Annotated in this window: 17 protein-coding genes; all 17 read right to left on the bottom strand. The window is 53.1% G+C overall.

All coding sequences use genetic code 11. The annotated features are described in order from the left end of the window. Positions 1-28: 28 nt before the first annotated feature. The 17 genes from ACGTIC_RS06690 to alr all read right to left on the bottom strand — a co-directional run bounded on the left by ACGTIC_RS06690 (position 29) and on the right by alr (position 20666). Positions 29-2161, bottom strand: coding sequence for a DNA topoisomerase 3 (locus ACGTIC_RS06690; protein WP_113856174.1), 2133 nt, complete (start codon positions 2159-2161; stop codon positions 29-31). Between the two features lie 27 nt (positions 2162-2188). Beyond that, positions 2189-3892: an ATP-dependent endonuclease gene (locus ACGTIC_RS06685; RefSeq protein ID WP_059077284.1), complete on the bottom strand. Its 1704-nt coding sequence runs from the start codon at positions 3890-3892 to the stop codon at positions 2189-2191. 313 nt (positions 3893-4205) lie between these two features. Further along, complete coding sequence (locus ACGTIC_RS06680; RefSeq protein ID WP_059077285.1) at positions 4206-4550, bottom strand: histidine triad nucleotide-binding protein; 345 nt, start codon at positions 4548-4550, stop codon at positions 4206-4208. After that, the gene (mtaB, locus tag ACGTIC_RS06675) at positions 4551-5867 is read right to left on the bottom strand and encodes a tRNA (N(6)-L-threonylcarbamoyladenosine(37)-C(2))-methylthiotransferase MtaB (RefSeq protein ID WP_113856175.1); all 1317 of its coding nucleotides are present in this window, start codon (positions 5865-5867) and stop codon (positions 4551-4553) included. It abuts the gene before it with no gap. Beyond that, positions 5867-6595 (bottom strand): 16S rRNA (uracil(1498)-N(3))-methyltransferase, encoded by a 729-nt coding sequence (locus ACGTIC_RS06670; RefSeq protein WP_113856176.1) that lies wholly within the window; start codon positions 6593-6595, stop codon positions 5867-5869. The genes mtaB and ACGTIC_RS06670 overlap by 1 nt, the downstream gene beginning before the upstream one ends. Next, positions 6595-7473 (bottom strand): 50S ribosomal protein L11 methyltransferase, encoded by an 879-nt coding sequence (locus tag ACGTIC_RS06665; protein WP_059077288.1) that lies wholly within the window; start codon positions 7471-7473, stop codon positions 6595-6597. The genes ACGTIC_RS06670 and ACGTIC_RS06665 overlap by 1 nt, the downstream gene beginning before the upstream one ends. 180 nt (positions 7474-7653) lie before the next feature. Continuing rightward, complete coding sequence (locus tag ACGTIC_RS06660; protein WP_113856177.1) at positions 7654-8613, bottom strand: serine O-acetyltransferase; 960 nt, start codon at positions 8611-8613, stop codon at positions 7654-7656. A 209-nt stretch (positions 8614-8822) separates the two neighbouring features. Then, positions 8823-9203 carry a PH domain-containing protein gene (locus tag ACGTIC_RS06655; RefSeq protein WP_059077290.1) on the bottom strand — a complete coding sequence of 127 codons (381 nt, stop codon included), beginning with the start codon at positions 9201-9203 and terminating at the stop codon, positions 8823-8825. Positions 9204-9380: 177 nt separating this feature from the next. After that, positions 9381-10607, bottom strand: a complete 1227-nt coding sequence (dnaJ, locus tag ACGTIC_RS06650; protein ID WP_113856178.1) for a molecular chaperone DnaJ — start codon at positions 10605-10607, stop codon at positions 9381-9383. A gap of 26 nt (positions 10608-10633) precedes the next feature. Further along, complete coding sequence (gene dnaK / locus ACGTIC_RS06645; protein ID WP_113856179.1) at positions 10634-12496, bottom strand: molecular chaperone DnaK; 1863 nt, start codon at positions 12494-12496, stop codon at positions 10634-10636. Positions 12497-12531: 35 nt separating this feature from the next. Then, positions 12532-13146: a nucleotide exchange factor GrpE gene (gene grpE, locus ACGTIC_RS06640; protein WP_059077293.1), complete on the bottom strand. Its 615-nt coding sequence runs from the start codon at positions 13144-13146 to the stop codon at positions 12532-12534. A gap of 14 nt (positions 13147-13160) precedes the next feature. Beyond that, positions 13161-14201: a heat-inducible transcriptional repressor HrcA gene (hrcA, locus tag ACGTIC_RS06635; protein WP_113856180.1), complete on the bottom strand. Its 1041-nt coding sequence runs from the start codon at positions 14199-14201 to the stop codon at positions 13161-13163. 224 nt (positions 14202-14425) lie between these two features. Then, positions 14426-15208, bottom strand: a complete 783-nt coding sequence (locus ACGTIC_RS06630; RefSeq protein ID WP_059077295.1) for an enoyl-CoA hydratase-related protein — start codon at positions 15206-15208, stop codon at positions 14426-14428. Positions 15209-15253: 45 nt separating this feature from the next. After that, the gene (locus ACGTIC_RS06625; RefSeq protein WP_059077296.1) at positions 15254-16111 is read right to left on the bottom strand and encodes a 3-hydroxybutyryl-CoA dehydrogenase; all 858 of its coding nucleotides are present in this window, start codon (positions 16109-16111) and stop codon (positions 15254-15256) included. A gap of 367 nt (positions 16112-16478) precedes the next feature. Next, positions 16479-18005: an FGGY-family carbohydrate kinase gene (locus ACGTIC_RS06620; RefSeq protein WP_394522577.1), complete on the bottom strand. Its 1527-nt coding sequence runs from the start codon at positions 18003-18005 to the stop codon at positions 16479-16481. 149 nt (positions 18006-18154) lie between these two features. Further along, complete coding sequence (locus ACGTIC_RS06615) at positions 18155-19327, bottom strand: pyridoxal phosphate-dependent aminotransferase (protein WP_113856182.1); 1173 nt, start codon at positions 19325-19327, stop codon at positions 18155-18157. Positions 19328-19463: 136 nt separating this feature from the next. Beyond that, the gene (gene alr, locus ACGTIC_RS06610) at positions 19464-20666 is read right to left on the bottom strand and encodes an alanine racemase (protein ID WP_113856183.1); all 1203 of its coding nucleotides are present in this window, start codon (positions 20664-20666) and stop codon (positions 19464-19466) included. Positions 20667-20859: the final 193 nt, after the last annotated feature.

Here is a 20859-nt window from a genome sequence, read left to right as displayed (position 1 = left end):
ATAGCCCAGCACAAAGAGCCTGTGCAAGCTATTTGTTATGATAGAGACTGGGCACGCCGTCTACATCGGCACACCGCGTATGGCACGATGGCGTACTGCAAGTCCAGTAGACACCATACGGCCCTTCCCGCTTCTGGAAATAGCCATCCCGGCAGCGCGGGCACTTGTAGGTCTTATCGATGTCCGCCGGGGATGCCGCCTCCACCGGCTCCGTGGCCCGGCAGGACGGATACTGGCTGCATCCGTAAAAATCGCCGTACTTGCCATGGCGCAGGATCATCATGCTGCCGCACTTCGGACAGCGCCTGCCTTCGCCTTTCTGCCGGCCCATATCGGCTTTTCCTGCGGCGGCGATGAGGGTTTTCAGGAAGGCAATCTGATCGGCCAGGAAAGCATCGAGGCTGTCTTTTCCCTCACTCATCTTGTACAGCCGGTCTTCCCAGATGGCCGTTTCGTCGGGATAGACCATGGCATCGGGCAGGGCATCGACGAGGAGATAGGCCATATCCGTCGGTTTCAGATATTTCTTCTTTCCCTCTTCGACGAGGAATTTACGCTGGATGAGCTCACTGATGATGGTGGCCCGCGTCGCTTCTGTGCCGATGCCCTGCACTTCCTTCAGTTTCTTCTTCAGAGAATCGTCTTTAACATACTTATATATTTCCTTCATGGCAGCCAAAAGCGTAGACGCCGTGAACCGCGGCGGCGGCTTCGTCTGCTTCTGATCGACGTTCCCCTTTTCATAGCGGACCTTGTCCCCCTTGCGGACGGCCGGCAGGTCTCCTTTGGCTTCGTCGTCTTCCTGATTCTTATCGTTGCGGTACAGCTCTTTCCATCCCCACTGGGTTACGATTTTGCCATGGGCGGCGAACTGTTCTCCTGCCGCTTCGATGGTAATCTTCGTCTGATCGTATTCGTACAGGGGATAGAACTGGGCGATATAAGCCTGGGCAATGAGATAATACACATGCTGCTGCATTGCGTTCAGATGGGCAAAATCGCAGCGCACCGTCGTCGGAATGATGGCGTGGTGGGCTGTAATCCTGCTGTCGTTCCAGGCCCGGCTCTTGATGGACGGGTCGGCGCCGGAAACCCAGCCCGGCAGCTGTCCTGCCTGTATCTGCCGCAGGTTGTCCAGTATGCGCGGCACGTCCTTGCGCTGGTTGAGCGGCAGGTATTCGCAATCAGACCGGGGATAGGTCGTCAGTTTCCGTTCGTACAACTGCTGGGCCGTATCCAGGACCTGCTGCGGGCTGTACCCGTAGCGCCTGCCTGCCAGTACCTGAAGAGCCGAGAGGGATAAGGGCAGTCGCTGTGCTTCTTTTTTCTTCGTCTTCTTCCGTTCGGCAATCGTCCCGCCGGGATCAGCCTCCAGCCTGGAGAGCAGTTCCTCTGCCTGAGCCTTGTCGATGACCCGCCCTTCCGGGTCGAGGCCGGCCTGTGTATCCTTAGGCTGCCACTGCGCCGTGATCAGGCCGTTTGGATGACGGAAATCAGCCTTGACGACGTAATAGGTGACGGACTTGAAATCATCCAGTTCCCGCTGGCGGCGCACGACCAGGGCCAGGGTCGGCGTCTTTACCCGGCCAATGGGCAGGACCACCTTATGCCCCTGCCGGCGGGCCGCCAGGGTGTACGCCCGGGACAGGTTCATACCGATGAGCCAGTCGGCCCGGCTGCGGGCCAGGGCCGATTCTTTCAGGTGGCGGAAATCGCCGTTATCCCGCAAATCCGCCAGGGACTCATGAATGCTTTTTTCATCGAGGGCATTGAGGAGGATGCGCCGGACGGGTTTCGTATTGCCGATATAGTCCAGTATTTCATCGATGAGCAGCTGCCCTTCCCGGTCCGGGTCGCCGGCGTTGACCAGCGTATCCGCCTGTTCGATGAGCTGGCAGATGATCCGGAACTGGTCCTTGCTCGCCGGGCTGACCAGAAGTTTCCACGTCTGCGGTATGATGGGCAGGTCCTCTGCGCGCCACGTCTTATAACGGCCATCGTAGTCCTGCGGTTCCGCCTGCTGGAGGACGTGGCCGTATGCCCAGGTCACGATGCCCCCGCCCGTGCGGATGAAGCCATTGCCCCGCTGCTGCGGTGGAGGCAGGCAGCGGGCCAGTTCCCGGGCCATACTCGGTTTTTCAGCGATAAACAGTGTCGTCATTACCTAACATCCTCGTTCAACTATATATTACCGTTCTTCTTTTTCCTCTTCATAGCGGCGGCCCTCTTCTTCCCGCCGGAGGGTGACCCGTGCCAGGTCGCCGGCCGCCCGGATGGTACGGACAAAAGCCGGGGGAATGAGTCCGGCTTTCAGGGACTGGCCGATGAGCCGTCCCAGGATGACCCCCTTATTGCTGTACAGCCAGGAAAAATAGTAGACGCAGAGCGCATCCTGGTTGCGGGGATTCACATGCCAGAGCATGCGGGGCGGGTAGTCGTGATAATTGAGGTCGAGCTTGCGGCAGGCCTTCTTGAGCATGTCCGTCGTCGCCCGGGCATGTTCGCCATTGGCCGTATCGATGATGCGGTCCAGCTCGCGCCGTTTCCCGTGGGAAATCATCGTCTTCACCAGATCCATTTCGAAGCAGATGCCGTCGGTGAAAAACGTATTCTTCTCATGCCCCTTGCTGCCTTTCACATCGGCGTCGTACAACACTACCGTGGGAATATGGAAGAATTGCAGCAATTTCCGGATCTTGGCAATGGAACTTTCCCCGCGGGCATTGATCAGGCAGATGCCGTAGTAATCAAAGGGAAGTCCCAGGGTCGTGCCGAAGAGGGAAAAACAGCCATACTCCGTTTCCCCTTCCACGATGATGACACTCCGCGAATAAAGTGCTTCCTTCACTTCGGGGAAGTGCATGATCAGGTGCTTTTCGATTTCTTCACTGAAATGAATCGTCGCCCCGCAGGCCGCCCGGACCTGACCGCCGTCATGGCGGTAAAAGCGGACGATGTTGCGGTAGTCATCGACCAGGGCATCCGTAGAATGGGTGACGACGAACAACTGGCCCCGAAGGCCGTCTATGTGGAACAACCCCTTCAGCAGTTCGGCAAAGCGGGGATCCTCGTTGCTGAGGAGCTGCTTGTAATAATGGAGGATAGACCGCTGCATATACGGATGAAGATGGATTTCCGGTTCGTCGATGGACGTGATGAGCGGCAGCCAGCGCCGTCCTTTTTCATCGACGATCAGATTGTGCTCGATGGGAACGGCCTTGCTCTGGCACATGATATAAATCTGGGTAATCAGTTCCAGGGCGACGAGGGAAATGAATTTCATGTTATCTGCCAGGGACCGGTCCTGCCGGCGCAGCAGACAGGACAAGAGGAAAATATCGACATAATAAGACGAATCGAAATGACCGTACCGGGCTTCATGGCGGATGAAATTCTGCAGTTCCGGCGTAAACTCCGCAATCTGCGTCTGTCCCCACGAGGTAAGCATGTCTTCAATGGCCCGGTATACCCGTGCCGGGGCCGCGTATTCCTGGGGAAGGGACGAAGAATAGGACACGTAGCGGATGCGCCGGATGACATCCAGCGGCAGTTGTTCCCCCGTCTGTTCATCATAGAGCCGGGGATAGATTTCCTCTACGTTTTTTTCCATACGCACCCGGATAGAGGTCATATGCTCTTCCGGAAGGTCGGCAAAGGCCTCTTTATCGCTGTCGAGGAGCTGCAGTTCCAGGGTGATGACGATAGGCTGCAGTACTGAATCATAGTCATCTTCTGTAATGCCGCAGCCTTCGCTCATGAGCTTCAGCAGCCTCAGGAAACTGCTCTTGCCGATGGCATTTTCCCCGACGAGATAGTTCGCCTTTTCGTGAAACGTCATTTCTACATCCCGGAAATTCCGGTAATTTTCAATGCGTATATATCGTATGTACACATGCGTCACCTGCCCGTACTTCAGATTATCCTGTGTATGCCAACACAGAACCGCTATGTATAGTATTCGACACAAAAACACAAACCCCTGCCGTCACCGGGCCGGTTCTTTCCCCGGGGCAGTAAAATACGGCCGCAGCCGTACTGCAGCCGTATAGATCATCTCATATGGAATATAAGGAAAGCCATGATAACCGCCAGTAACAGCAGGGAAACGATGCGTATCATCCTGCCTCCGCCAGCGGCCTGTCTGCGGCGGGCGGAACTCTTCCGGTGCCTCCGCCGGACCGGCCCGGGATTTTCCCCGGCAGGTCTTATACTCCCGGCCATGCCATTTCCTTGCCGCCGAGAATGTGGGCGTGCATGTGATGGACCGTCTGGCCTGCTTTTTCACCCGTGTTGTAGACGACGCGGTAGCCTTCCTTGTCGAGGCCCAGTACCTGGGCTACTTTCTGGATGGCATAGAGCATCTTGCCGGCTACGTCGGCGTCGTCCGGCGTCAGGGCGGCGATACTGGCAATGTGTTTCTTGGGGATGACCAGGACGTGTACCGGTGCTACGGGAGCAATATCTTTGAAGGCATAGAAATCGTCGTCTTCATACACTTTCGTGCTGGGGATTTCACCAGCAGCAATCTTGCAAAATAAGCAGTCTTCCATTTAAATCTCCTCCTTAATGATGCCTGTTAATCTATGGTCGCAGGCTCCCGTCAGCACGACGGGAACGATGGAACCTTCCTGATGGGGTGCAAGGCCGCTGACGCAGACCCGTTCATAGTTTTCCGAAAAGCCTTCTCCTTCCGGGCCTTCCTGTTTTTCAATCAGCACCCGGACGGTCTGGCCAATCATCTCCTGCAGCCACTGGTCTTTCTGCCGGGCTGACAGATCCTGTACGATTTCTACCCGCCGTTTCTTGACGGCCGGATCTACCTGGTCTTCCATAGCCGCGGCGGGCGTTCCCGGCCGGGGCGAATAGGGAAAGGCGTGGATGTGGGAAAAGCGGAGCTTCTGTAGCGTTTCCAGTGTTTCCTCAAACAACTCATCCGTTTCACCGGGAAATCCCAGGATGAGGTCCGTCGAGACCGTCAGGTGGTGGATACGGCTGCGCAGTGTCTCTATAAGATGGATAAATTCCTCTTTTGTATATTTGCGGTTCATGGCTTTCAATATGGCGTCAGAACCCGATTGCAGGGGCAGGTGCAGATGGGGGCAGATGCGGTCCGACTGATTCATGACATGGATGAGCTCATCGTCTACTTCCAGAGATTCCAATGACCCGAGGCGGATGCGCTGTACGTCCGTTTCTGCCAGGAGACGCCGCAGTACCAGGGCCAGGCCCGGATGGTCTGGCAGCTCCCTGCCGTAGGCGCCGAGGTGGATACCGGTCAGGACCAGTTCTTTGAACCCCGCTTGTGTCAGCCGCCGGGCTTCTTCGATGATGGCATCGGGCTGGCGTGACTTCAGGGCGCCGCGGGTGTAGGGAATGATGCAGTACGAACAGAAATTATTGCACCCTTCCTGGATTTTGAGATCCGCCCGCGTATGTTCGACTGCCGAGGGATACAGAGGGATTTCCTCGAAGGCATCGGCGCTGCGGGCATCGTGGACGGCCGTCACAGCCGCCCCGCCGCCCCGTTCCAGGAGCATCTGCACCATGGGAACGATGCGGTGCCGTTCGTTGGTGCCTATGACGGCATCGACGTCGGGCATGGATGACAACAGCTCCGGCTTGAGCTGGGCATAACATCCCGTCACAACGACGACGGCTGACGGATTGACTTTCTTAGCACGGCGGATGAGCTGCCGCGATTTTTTTTCACCTACCTGGGTGACCGAACAGGTATTGATGACGTAGACATCGGCAGCATCGCGGAAATCCCGTTCCTCATAGCCTTCCTTTAAAAACAGGCCGCGCATACTGTCTGTATCGTACTGGTTGACCCGGCATCCCAGGGTCACAAAGGCAATAGTTGGCATTATCTGAATCCTCTTTCATACATAATGATGGCAAGGGCCGCTACGGCCGCCGTCTCCGCCCGCAGTATGCGGGGACCGAGGGAAACGGTCTGGCAGCTGGCAAGTTCCGTAACGGCCCTTTCTATTTCTTCCCTGGCAAATCCGCCTTCCGGTCCGATGCAGATGACCACGTCCCCGGTCTGCACGGCGGCACAACAATCGCGCAGTGGCCGCGTTTCTTTCTCAAAGGGAATGATAAAGGGCATCGTTCCGTACGCTTTCAGTAATTCTGGAAAAGACAGGACATCTGCTACTTCCGGTATATCATCGCGGCCGCACTGTTTGGCCGCTTCCTGGGCAATGCGCTGCCAGCGGAGGCGCCGGTCCCTGCGGCGCGTGTCGTTTAATTTTACTACACAATGCTCCATTTGTACAGGAACGATCATGCTGGCCCCCAGCTCGGCGGCCTTCTGGACGACCCATTCGAACTTGTCATTTTTGAGTAGTCCCGCCGCCAGGATCACCCGGCCGGAAGACCCGTCTTTCTGCCCGGTCTTCTCCAGGGGCTCGAGGAGCGCCCGCTGACTGTCGGCCTCACGGATGCGGCAGTCATAAGTCACGCCGGCTGCGTCCGTCACAGCGATAGAGTCCCCCTGGCGTTTGCGCAGCACCGTAATGATGTGGCGGGAATCGTCCGCCGACAAGTAAAAAGCGGATGTAATGGGAAAATTGACGAATACCTTGCGCATTAGTTCCTCCTGAGCAAAACGGCATACCAGCCATCCTGCAGCGTATCTGACACCCATTCATATCCCGTCTGTCCTGCCATGTCCCGTATTTCCCCTATGCGGTCATCAATGATGCCGCTGACGATGACATAGGAACCGGCATGGGTATAGCTGCCCAGGTCGGGCAGCAGGGATAGGACGGCGTTGGTGACCAGATTGGCCGTGACGACATCGGCTTTCTCCCCCTTGTCCGATATGGCGCCGAGGAGGTCGCTGTGCATGACTTCCACGCAGTCGCTCAGTTCATTGAGTTCCACGTTGACTACAGCCTGATCCACGGCCTTCTGGTCGAGATCGACGGCCGTCACATGACCGGCACCCAGCCGGGCCGCCGCAATCGCCAGGATTCCCGTGCCGGTCCCGATATCATAGACGAGCTGTCCCGGCTGTATGACCTGTTCCAGATAAGACACGCACATGGCCGTCGTCGCATGAAGGCCGCTGCCAAAGGCGACACCCGGGTCGATGCGGATGACCGCTTCGACCGGCCCCGGTTCAGCCGTTTCCCACGATGGCGATACCCAGAGACGGGGGGAAATCTTCGTGGCGTGAAAGTAATCCTGCCAGCGGTACAGCCAGTCGGAATCGCTCGTCTTACGGGTCATGATATGCCAGCGTCCCATGCGGGGATTCCGTTCCTGCAGCGCCTTCATGCCCTGCCGGACGGCCGGTTCGGCCTTGTCGTCGTCTGCCGGAAAATAGGCCGTGATGCGGATCAGATCATCGTACGTTTCCTCATCGTGGATAACCGATCCCTGGCTGCCACAGTCGCACAAAATAAGAGAGACTACATCGGTAAATTCCGGAGATACAAACACATCTATTTCTTTATATTCCATATCTTTCTCCTGTCTGCTTCGGCAATTCATCCAGCAGGCGGCCCGGATGCATCGCCTGCCGTCCGCTGATTTATTTACTATTATACCATATTTTCCCCGCCTTCTGGCGACGAAAAAAGAGCCGTCCTGAGACAGCTCTTCCGGTCCTCCCCCGTTTCTGTACCGCTAAAGGAACACCGCTTATATAATATAAAACCACGTTTCGTCGTTTTCATCGACGTTCTTGACGGCCTGTTTATCTTCATCGAAGCGCAGTTCCTGATTCTTGACACTGACCTTGGTCCCCGGCGCTACCGATTTGGTGATAAATACGTTGCCGCCGATGACCGAATCGTGGCCGATGACCGTATCGCCGCCCATGATGGAAGCACCAGAATAAATGGTCACATGGTCTTCAATGGTCGGGTGACGCTTCTTGTGGACCAGCTTGCGGCCATCTTTCAGGGAAAGCGCCCCCAGGGTAACGCCCTGATAGAGTTTGACGTGTTCGCCGATTACCGTCGTTTCCCCGATGACGATGCCCGTGCCGTGGTCGATCATGAAATACTTCCCTATTTCTGCACCGGGATTGATTTCAATGCCCGTCACGCCATGAGCGTATTCCGACATGACCCGGGGGATGATGGGAATCTGCATTTTATACAGGATATGGGCCACGCGGTGGACGGAAATGGCAAACAGGCCGGGATAAGAAAAGATGACTTCCGCCTTGCTTTCCGCTGCCGGATCGCCTTCGTAAATCGCCTCGATATCCGTTTCGATATATTCCCGGATTTTGGGAATTGTCTTGAGCAGGGTCAGTGTCGCCTGTTCGGCCCGCTGTTCCACGTTATCAATCTTGACGTTCTGGGTCATCCCCTTATATTTCAGGGCGATGGTAATCTGCTTGCAGAGATTATAGGCCACATCTTCGATGACGACGGTCAGATTGTTGCCGATGTCATAGAAGCGGTAGGTCTTGTCTTTGATATATCCCGGATAAATGATCCGCAGTAGTTTGGTAATGATATCGACAATGACCTTTTTATTCGGTTTATTGAAAATATCCAATTTATCGATTTCCCGCTGCCCGTCGTGATTGTAGTCCGCCAGGATGCTGTCGACAACGCCTTGTATGTTTTTTGAAATCAGTTCGCCCATGTTCAACCCTTCTTATCGCATAAATATAAATATAACTATTATAGTACACTTTATAAGTATACTTGTCAAGTGCATATTTCACATGGAAATAGAAAGATAACGTAGAAGGCTGCTGCATGGAGCAAAACCTGTCATGCAACAGCCTTCCGGTGAGTTTGATATTTGAAGTTTGATGTTTGAAGTTTAGTGTTTGACGTTTAGTGTTTTTGTTATCCGATATACGTGACCAGTATGTGCAGGATTTCTTTCATGTCGATGGTGTCTTCCAGTACGCGGAAGGTGCAGCAGTCAATGGACGGAGCCCAGATTTTGAATTCCGTATCCATTTCCGAATTATCGCTCACTTCTGCCGAATAAGCCGTAATCTTGCTGTACGGGATGACCAGGGCCGCTTTGTGCCGTGCCGTATAGGCTTCGACGCGGACGCCGATGATTTTCCGGTCCGTCAGCACGACTACATTGCGCTGGGCGTTGAATTCGAGCAGTACCTGTTCGCCTTCGGCCAGAAGGTTCTGATACAATTCTTTCCTGAATCCGATTTCGTTCTTTTCTGCCAGGGTAAACTTCTTATCGTCTTTATCTGCAAACATGGTATGATCCTCCTAACGTGTAATGGAAATAAGGCTCTCTGTGAGAGACAGACTATCCTTATTATAATATTCTCCGTCATGGGAAAAAATCCTGCCGGACCGGAAAAAAATTTTCCGGACAAAACAAAAACACTGCCCGTACAGATGATACCTGCACCGGCAGTGTCCTGTGGCAAATTATGCATTTCCGGCAATCGTACCGGAGTTATTCATGGAGCGGATGAAGTCGGTCACTTTCTTTTTTACTTTTTCAAAGAAACCTTCTTCTTTAGACTCCCCCACCCAGGTTTCTCCACCAGCCCGGGCAAATTCTTTCAGGAGTTCTTTTTGTTTGGCGTTCATGCGCTTCGGCGTCATAATGTTGACCTGCACATGATGGTCACCGCGGCGGCCATTGGAGCCCAGATAAGGTACGCCGTGCCCTTTGATCCGGAAAATAGTGCCGCTCTGGGTACCGGCCGGCACCTTCAGATCGACCTGCCCGTCGATGGTTTCCACGCGGATGGTGCAGCCCAGCGCCGCCTGTGCAAAGGTAATGGTCTGTTGGGACACGACATCGTTGCCCTGACGGGTAAACTGCGGATCGCGGCGCACGAATATGTACACATACAGATCGCCATGGCCACCACCGCGTACGCCCGGTTCGCCTTCGCCGGCTACGCGCAGGCGTGCGCCATCATCGACACCAGCAGGAATCTTGATTTTCAGTTTCTTGCGTACCTTCACTGTGCCTTCGCCGTGACATTTCTTGCATTTTTCATGGATAATCTTGCCAGTCCCGCCACAATGGGAACAGGTCCTGACGTTGACCATCTGGCCAAAAGGCGTATTCTGTACGACCCGCTGCTGGCCTGTGCCGTGGCAGACCGGACAGGTATCTACCTTGCTGCCCGGTTCGGCACCGTTGCCGTGGCAATGTTCACACGTTTCATTCTTCGGCACCTGGATTTCCATTTCCGTCCCGAAGGCAGCCTGTTTGAATGTAATGTCCACATCGAAGCGGAGATCAGCTCCCCGTTCCGGACCATTAGACTGTCGGCTGCCCTGGCCGCCAAAGAAGGAATCAAAGATATCACCAAATCCACCGAAACCGCCAGAGCTGAATCCGCCCTGACCGAATCCGCCGAATCCGCCAAAGCCTCCCTGGCCGAAGCCGCCGGCTCCGCCTGCGCCATTCTGGAACGCATCGGGGCCGAACTGGTCGTACTGGGCACGCTTGTTCTTATCGGACAAGACGCTGTAGGCTTCGTTGACTTCCTTGAACTTTTCTTCTGCAGCCTTAGGGTTGTCCCGGTTTTTATCTGGATGATATTTTATTGCCAGTTTGCGAAACGCTTTTTTGATGTCCGCTTCGCTGGCGTCCCTGGGAACGCCAAGTACTTCATAATAATCTTTTTTGCTCATATGGGCAGCCCCTCTTTACTTACAACTTACTTCTGGTCGTCATCGACAACTTTGTAGTCGGCATCGACGACTTTTTCACCGTTCTGGCTTTCCTGCTGCTGTGCGCCGGCACCCTGTTGTGCCCCGGCCTGCTGCTGGGCAGCCTGCTGCTGTGCATCGGCCTGTTTGTACATATCGCTGGTCAGGTCGTAGAGCGGTTTGGTCAGAGCTTCCGAAGCAGCTTTAATCTTATCGACATCATCCGTCTTGATGGCTTCTTTGAGGTCGGCAATCTTCGATTTGATTTCCGAAACTTTGGAAGCATCGGCTTTGTCGCCCAGATCCTTGATGGTCTTTTCAGCCTGATAAATCAGGGAATCGGCATTGTTCTTGGCTTCAATAGCTTCCTTGCGTTTCTTATCTTCCGCTTCGTGGGCAGCTGCTTCCTTGACCATGCGGTCGATTTCACTCTTGTCGAGGCCGGAAGACGATTTGATGGTAATCTTCTGTTCCTTGCCCGTGCCCAAATCCTTAGCTGCTACGTTTACGATACCGTTGGCATCGATATTGAATGTAACTTCGATACGGGGTACTCCACGGGGAGCAGCGGGGATACCGGTCAGTTCGAAACGGCCCAGCGTCTTGTTATCGGCAGCCATTTCCCGTTCGCCCTGCAGGACGTGGACATCGACAGACGGCTGGTTATCGACGGCTGTCGAGAAAATCTGGCTTCCCGAAGTCGGGATGGTCGTGTTGCGGTCGATGATCTTGGTGAAGACGCCGCCCAGCGTTTCAATCCCTAAGGACAGCGGCGTTACATCGAGGAGCAGTACGTCTTTGACATCGCCTACGAGGACACCGGCCTGGATAGCAGCGCCGACGGCAACGCATTCATCGGGGTTGACGCCTTTGCTCGGTTCTTTGCCCAGTACCTGTTTGATGGCTTCCTGAACAGCCGGGATACGGCTGGAACCACCGACGAGGATGATCTTGTCGATTTCATTGATGGAGAAACCCGAATCGGCGATGGCTTTACGGGTCGGTTCCATCGTAGCCTGTACGAGGTCTTCCGTCAGTTCGTTGAATTTAGCACGGGTCAGTGTCAGATCGAGGTGTTTCGGGCCCGTGGCATCGGCCGTGATGAACGGCAGATTGATATTGGTCGAAAGGACCGTAGACAATTCAATCTTGGCTTTTTCAGCGGCTTCTTTCAGACGCTGTTCAGCCATCTTATCCTGCGACAGGTCAATGCCGGTCTGGCTCTTGAATTCACTGATCATCCAGTTCATGACTTTATTATCGAAATCGTCGCCGCCGAGGTGGGTATTACCGTTGGTAGCCTTTACTTCGAATACGCCGTCGCCCAGTTCGAGGATGGAAACATCGAAAGTACCACCGCCGAGGTCGAATACGAGGATCTTGCCGTCGCCGCCTTTATCCAGGCCATAAGCGAGGGCTGCAGCCGTCGGTTCGTTGACGATACGGAGTACATCGAGGCCGGCGATCTTACCGGCGTCTTTCGTAGCCTGACGCTGGGCGTCGTTGAAGTACGCCGGAACGGTGATGACAGCCTGGGTAACTTTTTCACCGAGATAACTTTCGGCGTCTTCCTTCAGTTTCTGCAGGATCATGGCCGAGATTTCCTGAGGCGTATATTTCTTGCCCTGGATATCGACGGTGTAATTTTCACCCATATGACGTTTAATAGAAGAAATCGTGTTTTCCGGGTTGGAAACAGCCTGACGTTTTGCCAGCTGGCCGACCAGGCGTTCGCCCGTCTTGGAAAAACCAACGACAGACGGCGTCAGTCTGGAACCTTCTGTATTCGTGATAACCGTCGGTTCGCCGCCTTCCATAACAGCTACAACCGAGTTTGTCGTACCTAAATCAATACCAATTACTTTAGACATAAGTAATTCCTCCAATCTTATACTTTCTACGATACTTAACCGTTAAATGCAACTTTAACCATAGCCGGGCGCAATGTCTTGTCACCCAGCAGATATCCTTCCTGCAGGACTTCCACAACGACGTCATTATCGTATTCATCGCTGGGGACCCGCATGACTGCCTGATGATAATTCGGATCAAACGGTTTGCCTACGGCATCAATTTTCGTAACACCTTCTTTTTCGAGAACCGTCATGAGCTGTTTGTAAATCATGGTATAGCCATCTACAAACGATTTGAGCTCATCGGAAAGGGAATCCTGCGGCACTTGCAGGGCCCGTTCGAAATTATCGATGACCGGCAGGATGTTCTGGAGGACATCCATTTTGACGACTTCAGAAATCTGCTGCTTTTCTGTTGCAGTCCGCTTCTTGAAATTGGCAAAATCGGCCTGGAGGCGCAAGTAGCGCGATTTCATTTCCGCTGCTGCCGCCTCTGCCTGTGCGCTGGCATCCGGCTGCTGTGCCTTCTGGCTGTCCGCCTGTCCGGCACCGGCACCATCATCTGCCGCTGTTTCTTCTGCTATTTCATCAGCCGGCTGTTTCGTTTCTTCCACAGCCTCTGTCGTCGTCTGTTTTTCTTTTTCTTCTTTTTTCTTGTCTTTACTCATGACCTGCATCCCTCCTATTTATCGTCCTGGTAATGTTCCAGAATATGGGTCACATGCTGTTTCATAAAATCGAGTAAGCCAATGATCCGGGCATATTCCATGCGGGCCGGTCCCAAAACAGCAATCTTACCGAGGACTACGTCATTGGCCGTAAAGGTCGCTTCAATAATGCTGCAGTCATTAATCGGAGATAATTTAGTTTCTTCACCGATACGCACCGTTACCGGTTTGTCCGTTTGTTCTCCCTCATCATGCAGGATATTGGCTACAATATCCTGTTCCTCCAGCATGGTAAACAGGCTTTTCGCCTTATCGACATCCTTGAACTCCGGCTTATTCAGGAGTTCCATCGTCCCGCCTTTATACAACTGCTGCTGACGGCGGAACGCCCTGTGAAGTGAGCGGAAAGCAGTCCGGTACAAATCAAGGTCATCTACCACATCGTCGTGGAACTGCTGCAGCATGTCCATGTTGATTTTGGCCATGGGCACGCCGGACAGGAAATTCGTCAATTTCTCAGCGACGATGTTGAGTTCGTCCACATCGACGCCATCCGGTTTGGAATAAATACAGTTTTCAATCTGCCCGGAATCGGTAACGACAATCATGATAGCGCGCCGGTGATCCAGCGGCAGGAACCGTATGTATTTCAGCCGGGAACCGGGCTGCTGCGATGTCATGACGAGGGTCACATTGTGCGTAATCCTGGCCAGTCCCTTCGCCGTATTCTGAAATATCTGATCGACATCGCTTACCTTGTCCTGAAACCATGTTTCGACAAATTTCTTTTCATCATTTGTCACCTTTTCCGGTTTCACCAGGCAATCGACGTAGAACCGATACCCTTTAATGGATGGAATCCGGCCAGCCGACGTATGGGGCTGTTCCAGATAGCCCATCATTTCCAGGTCAAACATTTCGTTACGGATCGTTGCGGCACTGACGCCCAGATTATACTTCCGGGCAATGGTCCGGGACCCGACAGGTTCGGCAGACGTGATGTAATCCTGAATGATAGCTTGCAATATTTTTTGTTTTCTTTCATCCAAATTCATTTCCTGTCACCTCGATGCCGCGTTGTTTTAGCACTCTTTTTATTGGTGTGCTAACAACTATATAAAAGATAGCATGATTGAGCCGATTTGTCAATGATTTTAGGTCAAAAAAGTCAAAAAGTCAAAAATATTTTTCTCTCATACTATTCTTTTGACTTTTATGGTCAAAAAAAATACAGTGCCATCACTGACACTGTATTTTTATTACCTTGTAGAAAAACCGGTTATTCGCCTTTGAAATCGGCTTTACGTTTTTCCATGAACGCTTTCATGCCTTCCTTCTGATCTTTTGTAGCAAAGCAGAGGCCGAAGACATTGCTTTCGAACTGGATACCTGTAATGATGTCGCACTGTAAGCCGTTGTTGATAGCTTTCTTAGCGATCTGTACTGCTACAGGACCCTGTTTCATGATTTTCTTAGCGGTCTTGATGGCAGCCGGCATTAATTCAGCCTGAGGAACGACTTTGTTGACCAGGCCGATGCGGAGAGCTTCAGCCGAATCAATATTCTGGTTGCTCAGGATGATTTCTTTTGCCATGCCAGGACCTACGAGGCGTGCAAGACGCTGTGTGCCACCGAAGCCGGGGATGATGCCCAAGCCGACTTCCGGCTGGCCGAATACGGCGTTATCCGAAGCATAACGGAAATCGCAGGCCATGGAGATTTCGCAGCCGCCACCCAGAGCATAGCCGTTTACAGCGCAGATAACCGGCTGTGGCAGTCTTTCAATCTTGGTGATGACGCCAGCACCATATGTGCCCCAGTCACCAGCCTGTTTCGGGTTGTAATCAGCCATTTCTTTGATATCTGCACCAGCAACGAAGAATTTGTCGCCAGCACCGGTAATGATGACTACCTGTACGTCTTTCGAGCCGGCAATGTAGTCAACGGCTTTTTCAATATCACGGACCGTAGCGGCGTTCAGGGCGTTAGCCTGTTTCGGACGGTTGATCGTAATTGTAGCAATACCTTCTTCTACGGTGAAGAGAATGTTTTCAAATTCCATAGGTAGAATCCTCCTTAAGGTCAGTATCAAGCTATCCAGCGGGCATTATTTGCTGTAATCGTAGAAGCCTTTGCCCGTCTTGCGGCCGAGCCAGCCGGCAGCAACGTATTTACGGAGGAGCGGGCACGGACGATATTTCGGATCGCCAAAGCCTTCATAGAGAACTTCCATAACGTGGAGAACGACATCGTTACCAATCAGGTCGCACAGTTCGAGCGGTCCCATCGGATGGTTGTAGCCGAGTTTGCAGACAGCGTCGATACCTTCTTTGGAAGCAACGCCTTCCATGAGGGCATAGCATGCTTCATTCAGCATCGGAACGACGACACGGTTAGCAGCGAAGCCCGGGAAGTCTTCAACTTCAACAGGGGATTTGCCAAGGCCTTCAGCGCATTCTACAACGGCTTTCGTCGTAGCATCGTCAGTTGCGATACCTTTGATGATTTCGACCAGTTTCATGACCGGAGCCGGATTGAAGAAGTGCATGCCGATAACTTTTTCCGGACGTTTCGTAGCCGTAGCAATCTTGGTGATAGGCAGGGAAGACGTATTGGAAGCGAGGATTGTATTAGCCGGGCATTTTTCATCGAGGTTCTTGAAGATGCCGCATTTGATCTTTTCGTCTTCGATAGCAGCTTCGACAACGAGTTCAACATCTTTCATGTTGTCTTCCGTGATTTCTACGATACCGGTCAGACGGCCCATGATTTCAGCTTTCTGGTCTTCCGTCATTTTACCTTTCGTAACTTTTCTGGTCAGCTGTTTGTCGATTTTTTTCATGCCGCCATCGATGAATTCCTGTTTGATATCGTTCAGGATAACATCTACACCGTGTTCAGCAAATACCTGAGCAATACCGGAACCCATCGTACCTGCACCAATAACCATGACTTTTTTGAACATTTGAAACTCCTCCTTTATTAGCGTGATTTTTTTCACTTTTTGTCTCAAAAAAAAATCACTTTTTGGTAAATATAAGATGCACTGCTTACATTCATAGTATAACACGTTTGGAAAAAAAGTCCACTAAAAAAACAGACATTTTCATAACTTTACAGAATCATTGCCTATTTTACCTTTTATATACGGCATTAAAACGGCCTTTTTCCATGCATTTATGTTGTTTAATCATCGATTTCCATAAATCAATGAACTTTAGGCATGGCCAGATAACTTTGTACCAGTAATGTACAACATACATAACAATAAAATAAGAACCGGAAAAATATCCGGTTCTTATTTGTGAATTTGTACACATTCACGAACTATTTTATAAATTTTTGATATTGTTTAAGGCTTCCAACAGTCCCTTGCGGCGTTCATACTGGTTCCGGTACAGGGCCGTATGATCACGGCAGGGCACAAACTCTTCCCTGACGGCCAGCTGCTGCTGCAACGCTGTTTTCAGGTCGGTCACATCCCCGGCGGCAAAGGCTGCCACCAGGCAGTTGGTCGGCACGGCCCCGCCGGCGACCTTCAAGGTCACGACACGGGTATCGAGCATATCGGCCTTGATCTGATTCCACAGCCGGTCGCGGCTGCCGCCTTCGGTGATGGTCAGCTGCGTAAGATCAATACCGGCGCTGCGATAGCGGTCGGTGACTTCCATATAGTCGTAGCCGATGCCCTCCAGCACACAGCGCCACAACGCCCCCTGGTCGTCGTCCAGGGTCAGGCCCGTAAAGGTACCGCGTACATTAGGATAATCGCCATTGCCACCGGTCAGGTACGGGATGAACATGGCGCCGCCGCAGCCTGCGGGATGACGCCGGGCCAGGTCGTCCATTTCTCCGTAATAGGCATCATCATCGGCCTTGCGGGCAATGTTATCCTTGAACCAGCGCAGGGCCAGCCCTCCCGTACGCACCATGCCCCAGTAAAAATACGTGCCGGGAAGGGTCCCCGAATTAAAGACCGGTCCCGTACCCGGCGCCGACAGTTCAGGAATAATGCCATCCGTAGCCGCGCAAAACATGGCACAGGTCCCGGCCACATCGACGGCCCGGCCGGCTTCCAGGATGCCGCTGCCCATCATCGATTCCATGGTGTCGCCAGCACCGGCGCAGATGGGGATGCCAGCGGGAAATCCCGTTTCCGCCGCATCGGCTTCACACAGATGGCCGATGATATCCCAGGGCTTTACGATACGCGGCATATACGACCGGGGAATGCCCAGGATACGGAGCTGCTCCTCCGACCAGCACTTGTTCACCACATCGTAGCCGAGCCCCCAGCCGGACATGGTCCCCCAGTCGATGAAGGCATCGCTCCCGGAAAGGCCGGCCAGGTGCAGGAGGATATACGGGCAGTTGTGGACGAACTTGACGCCTTTTTCCCGTACGTCCGGCACGTTCTGCAAAAACCAGCGGGCAAACATGGCCGGGAACATGACGTTCGGTTCGGCATTGCCCGTTTCCCTGGCCCAGATATCCAGATGCTGCTCTTTCAGCTGCGATACATCTTCCGCTGTCCGGCTGTCGAGGTAATTGATGTACGGCGTCAGGGCATGGCCATCTTCGTCTATGCAGGCAATGCCGCAGATGATGCCATCGCCCATGATGGCCCGCACGCCCGAAGGAGAAATCCCCTTTTCCTTCATGCCGTCGCTGCAGACGCGCATGCACTGCTTGATCAGGCGGTAATATTCATCGATATCCATCTGTACCCAGCCGGGCTGTGGATAGGACAAGGTCGTCTTGGCCGTTGCCATGACAATTTCCTCCATGTTTTCATCATATACCGCTACCTTTACGCTCTGCGTCCCCGCATCAAATCCGAGATAATACTTCGTTCCCATATACTCCGTCCTCCCCTGTTCCAATTCTTCCACAGACCTGATGGCCCGTGTCGGTCTCTAACTCGTTATATATATTGTATCATATTCCTGCATGGCCAAAAAGAGGCCGCCCCGTTACACAACCCGGGGCAGCCTCTGATCATCCCATATTATTTTCTGTACTTTTCAACAAACCGTGCCATCCGCTTCAATGCTTCCTTGATGGTTTCCATGGAAGCAGCGTAGGAAATGCGGACATGATTTTCTCCGCAGGCACCAAATGCCGTGCCGGGAACGACGGCTACTTTTTCTTCCTTGACCAGTTTTTCACAGAATTCTTCACTGTTCATACCCGTGCAGCTGATATCGGGGAAGATGTAAAAAGCGCCTTTCGGTTCAAAAACGGGAAGACCCATATCGACCAGGCCTTTATAAATGACTTTACGCCGTGCATCGTATTCCTGACGCATCGATTCCACGTCAGCGGCGCAGTCCCGGAGAGCGGTGATGCCGCCGTACTGGGCCTGCGTATTGGCACACATGATCATGTACTGGTGCAGCTTCAGGATATTGGCCAGGCCGTCCCGCGGGGCACAGACATAGCCCAGGCGCATGCCCGTCATGGCGTAGGCCTTGGAGAAGCCGTTGAGTACAATCGTCCGTTCGCGCATATCCGGCAGGTTGGCAAAGGACGTGAATTTCGTATCGCCGTACACCAGTTCGCAATAGATTTCATCACTCATGACGACCAGGTCATGCTTCTTGACAAATTCCGCAATGGGCAGCAGTTCTTCCCGGGTCATGACCGTCCCCGTCGGGTTATTGGGGTAACCCATGACGATAGCTTTCGTTTTAGGCGTCACGACCTGTTCCAGCGCGTCTGCCGTCACTTTGAAGTCATCTTTGGCATAAGTCGGCACGAAAACGGGAATGCCGCCGGCAGCTTCTACGGCCGCCGGATAGGCTACATACGCCGGGTCGGGAATGATGACTTCATCCCCCGGTTCGGTCAGTGCCAAAAGAGCCATGGTCAGCCCTTCCGAAGCCCCGACAGTCACCATGATTTCATCGACCGGATCGTAATCAACGCCATAGCGGTCATGGAATAATTTTGCAATTTCCTGCCGCAGTTCGATGAGGCCCGAATTAGCCGTATAGCTGGTCTGCCGGGCATCGATACTGGCTTTCATCGCTTCGCATACCTTGTCCGGTGCCGCAAAGTCCGGTTCGCCGATACTCAGGGACAGCACGCCTGGTATCTGATTGGCAATATCGAAGAACTTACGGATCCCCGACGGTTTGATAGCCTGCACGTTTTTCGAAATCTTGTCATCCCAATTCATAACACGCACCACCTTATTCAGATTATTTCTCTCTGCGCATACTGGATATGCACGTATCTTATATCTTTATAGTATACCTTATACTTGCCGATTGCAAGGTTTATATTTTAGGTTTATCGTTTATCCTGCGAAACTTTTAAGGTTTGTCAAAGAGATATTCTTCCCGTTCCACCACCCTGCCGTTGCGGATATAGACCCGTGGCACCCGGCGGTTGATGTTGCACATGATTTCGTAATTGATGGTCCCAGCCTTGTCGGCCAGTTCTTCAATGGGGATGAACTGATCGCCCTGGCGGCCAAATAACACGACTTCATCGCCGGCCCGGCAGTTCGCTTCGCCCGTGATGTCGATCATGCACTGGTCCATGCAGATCGTGCCGACCTGAGGGACGCGGTGACCGTGGAACAGGACGTCGGTCTTCCCCGACAAGGCCCGCATGTAGCCATCGGCATACCCGGCAGGAAGCGTCGCGATCTTGCGCCGCCGGTCGCAGGTAAAATGACGGCCATAGCTGACCGTCGCCCCGGCATCGATGAGCTTGACGTGGGCCACGCAGCAGCGCAGGGACATGACCGGCCGGAAATCAAACCCGGCAAGAGATACGTCATGGCTCGGCTGGCAGCCGTACTGGATGATGCCGGGACGGACCATGTCGAGATGATACTGGGGCAGTTCCAGCGTCGCCGCACTGTTGCAGCAGTGGCGTATGGGGATATGGACTCCTTCATCTTCCAGGCGGCTGCAGACCCACATAAACCGCTTGAACTGTTCATGCGTAAAGGTCTTGTCCTTCTCATCGGCCACAGCAAAATGAGTGAATATCCCCCGGATTTCGATGCGCGGCAGGGCGGCAATTTCCTTGATGACGGAAATGCTTTCCTCATCGGGCAGGAATCCGATACGGCTCATACCGGAATCAATGGCAATATGAACCTGCAGGGTCTGGCCCAGGCGGGACGCTTCCGACGAAAAGTATTCGGCATTCTTCAGATTGAACACGGCCGGCTCAATATGATAGGCCAGGAGTTCCTCTGTCCTCCGTCCGTCCGTATGGCCGAGGATGAATATATTTTTGGTAATCCCCGCATAACGGCGCAGTTCCACCGCTTCATCCAGACTGGAAACGGCAAAGCAGTCGGCCCCGTTTTCCGCAAAGGTACGGGCCAGTTCGACGGCACCGTGGCCATAGGCATTGGCCTTGACAACGGCCGCAATCCGTACATCCGGCCCGACATGACGGCGGATGACCTGCATATTATGAGCGGCCGCGTCGAGGTCGATCTGGGCCCAGAGGGCGCGGCGCGTAAAATTTTCAGTCGTGCTGTAGACATCCATCATATACTCAGCTTCTTTCCTCTCGTAGTATGGGATTTTTGTACATCTATGGTCTATTTTATCACACTTACGATATAACTGAAACGTAAAACCACTATTTCTTTTTCCTTTTACTTATGTATACAATTTACAGAATACAAAAAAAAATGTATGAACCCTTTTCCCCTGTTTTTTGCTACAATACAGTATATACAAT

Origin of the sequence: Megasphaera hexanoica, from assembly GCF_043520715.1 — a bacterium.
GTDB classification, from domain to species: Bacteria; Bacillota; Negativicutes; order Veillonellales; family Megasphaeraceae; genus Megasphaera; species Megasphaera hexanoica.
This window is presented reverse-complemented; position numbering and strand designations above follow the sequence as displayed.

Coding starts and splice junctions, on each gene's coding strand:
- ACGTIC_RS06690 (WP_113856174.1), bottom strand. CDS start 2,161: ATGACGACACTGTTTATCGCTGAAAAACCGAGTATGGCCCGGGAACTG.
- ACGTIC_RS06680 (WP_059077285.1), bottom strand. CDS start 4,550: ATGGAAGACTGCTTATTTTGCAAGATTGCTGCTGGTGAAATCCCCAGC.
- mtaB (WP_113856175.1), bottom strand. CDS start 5,867: ATGCCAACTATTGCCTTTGTGACCCTGGGATGCCGGGTCAACCAGTAC.
- ACGTIC_RS06670 (WP_113856176.1), bottom strand. CDS start 6,595: ATGCGCAAGGTATTCGTCAATTTTCCCATTACATCCGCTTTTTACTTG.
- ACGTIC_RS06665 (WP_059077288.1), bottom strand. CDS start 7,473: ATGGAATATAAAGAAATAGATGTGTTTGTATCTCCGGAATTTACCGAT.
- ACGTIC_RS06660 (WP_113856177.1), bottom strand. CDS start 8,613: ATGGGCGAACTGATTTCAAAAAACATACAAGGCGTTGTCGACAGCATC.
- ACGTIC_RS06655 (WP_059077290.1), bottom strand. CDS start 9,203: ATGTTTGCAGATAAAGACGATAAGAAGTTTACCCTGGCAGAAAAGAAC.
- dnaJ (WP_113856178.1), bottom strand. CDS start 10,607: ATGAGCAAAAAAGATTATTATGAAGTACTTGGCGTTCCCAGGGACGCC.
- dnaK (WP_113856179.1), bottom strand. CDS start 12,496: ATGTCTAAAGTAATTGGTATTGATTTAGGTACGACAAACTCGGTTGTA.
- grpE (WP_059077293.1), bottom strand. CDS start 13,146: ATGAGTAAAGACAAGAAAAAAGAAGAAAAAGAAAAACAGACGACGACA.
- hrcA (WP_113856180.1), bottom strand. CDS start 14,201: ATGAATTTGGATGAAAGAAAACAAAAAATATTGCAAGCTATCATTCAG.
- ACGTIC_RS06630 (WP_059077295.1), bottom strand. CDS start 15,208: ATGGAATTTGAAAACATTCTCTTCACCGTAGAAGAAGGTATTGCTACA.
- ACGTIC_RS06625 (WP_059077296.1), bottom strand. CDS start 16,111: ATGTTCAAAAAAGTCATGGTTATTGGTGCAGGTACGATGGGTTCCGGT.
- ACGTIC_RS06620 (WP_394522577.1), bottom strand. CDS start 18,005: ATGGGAACGAAGTATTATCTCGGATTTGATGCGGGGACGCAGAGCGTA.
- ACGTIC_RS06615 (WP_113856182.1), bottom strand. CDS start 19,327: ATGAATTGGGATGACAAGATTTCGAAAAACGTGCAGGCTATCAAACCG.
- alr (WP_113856183.1), bottom strand. CDS start 20,666: ATGATGGATGTCTACAGCACGACTGAAAATTTTACGCGCCGCGCCCTC.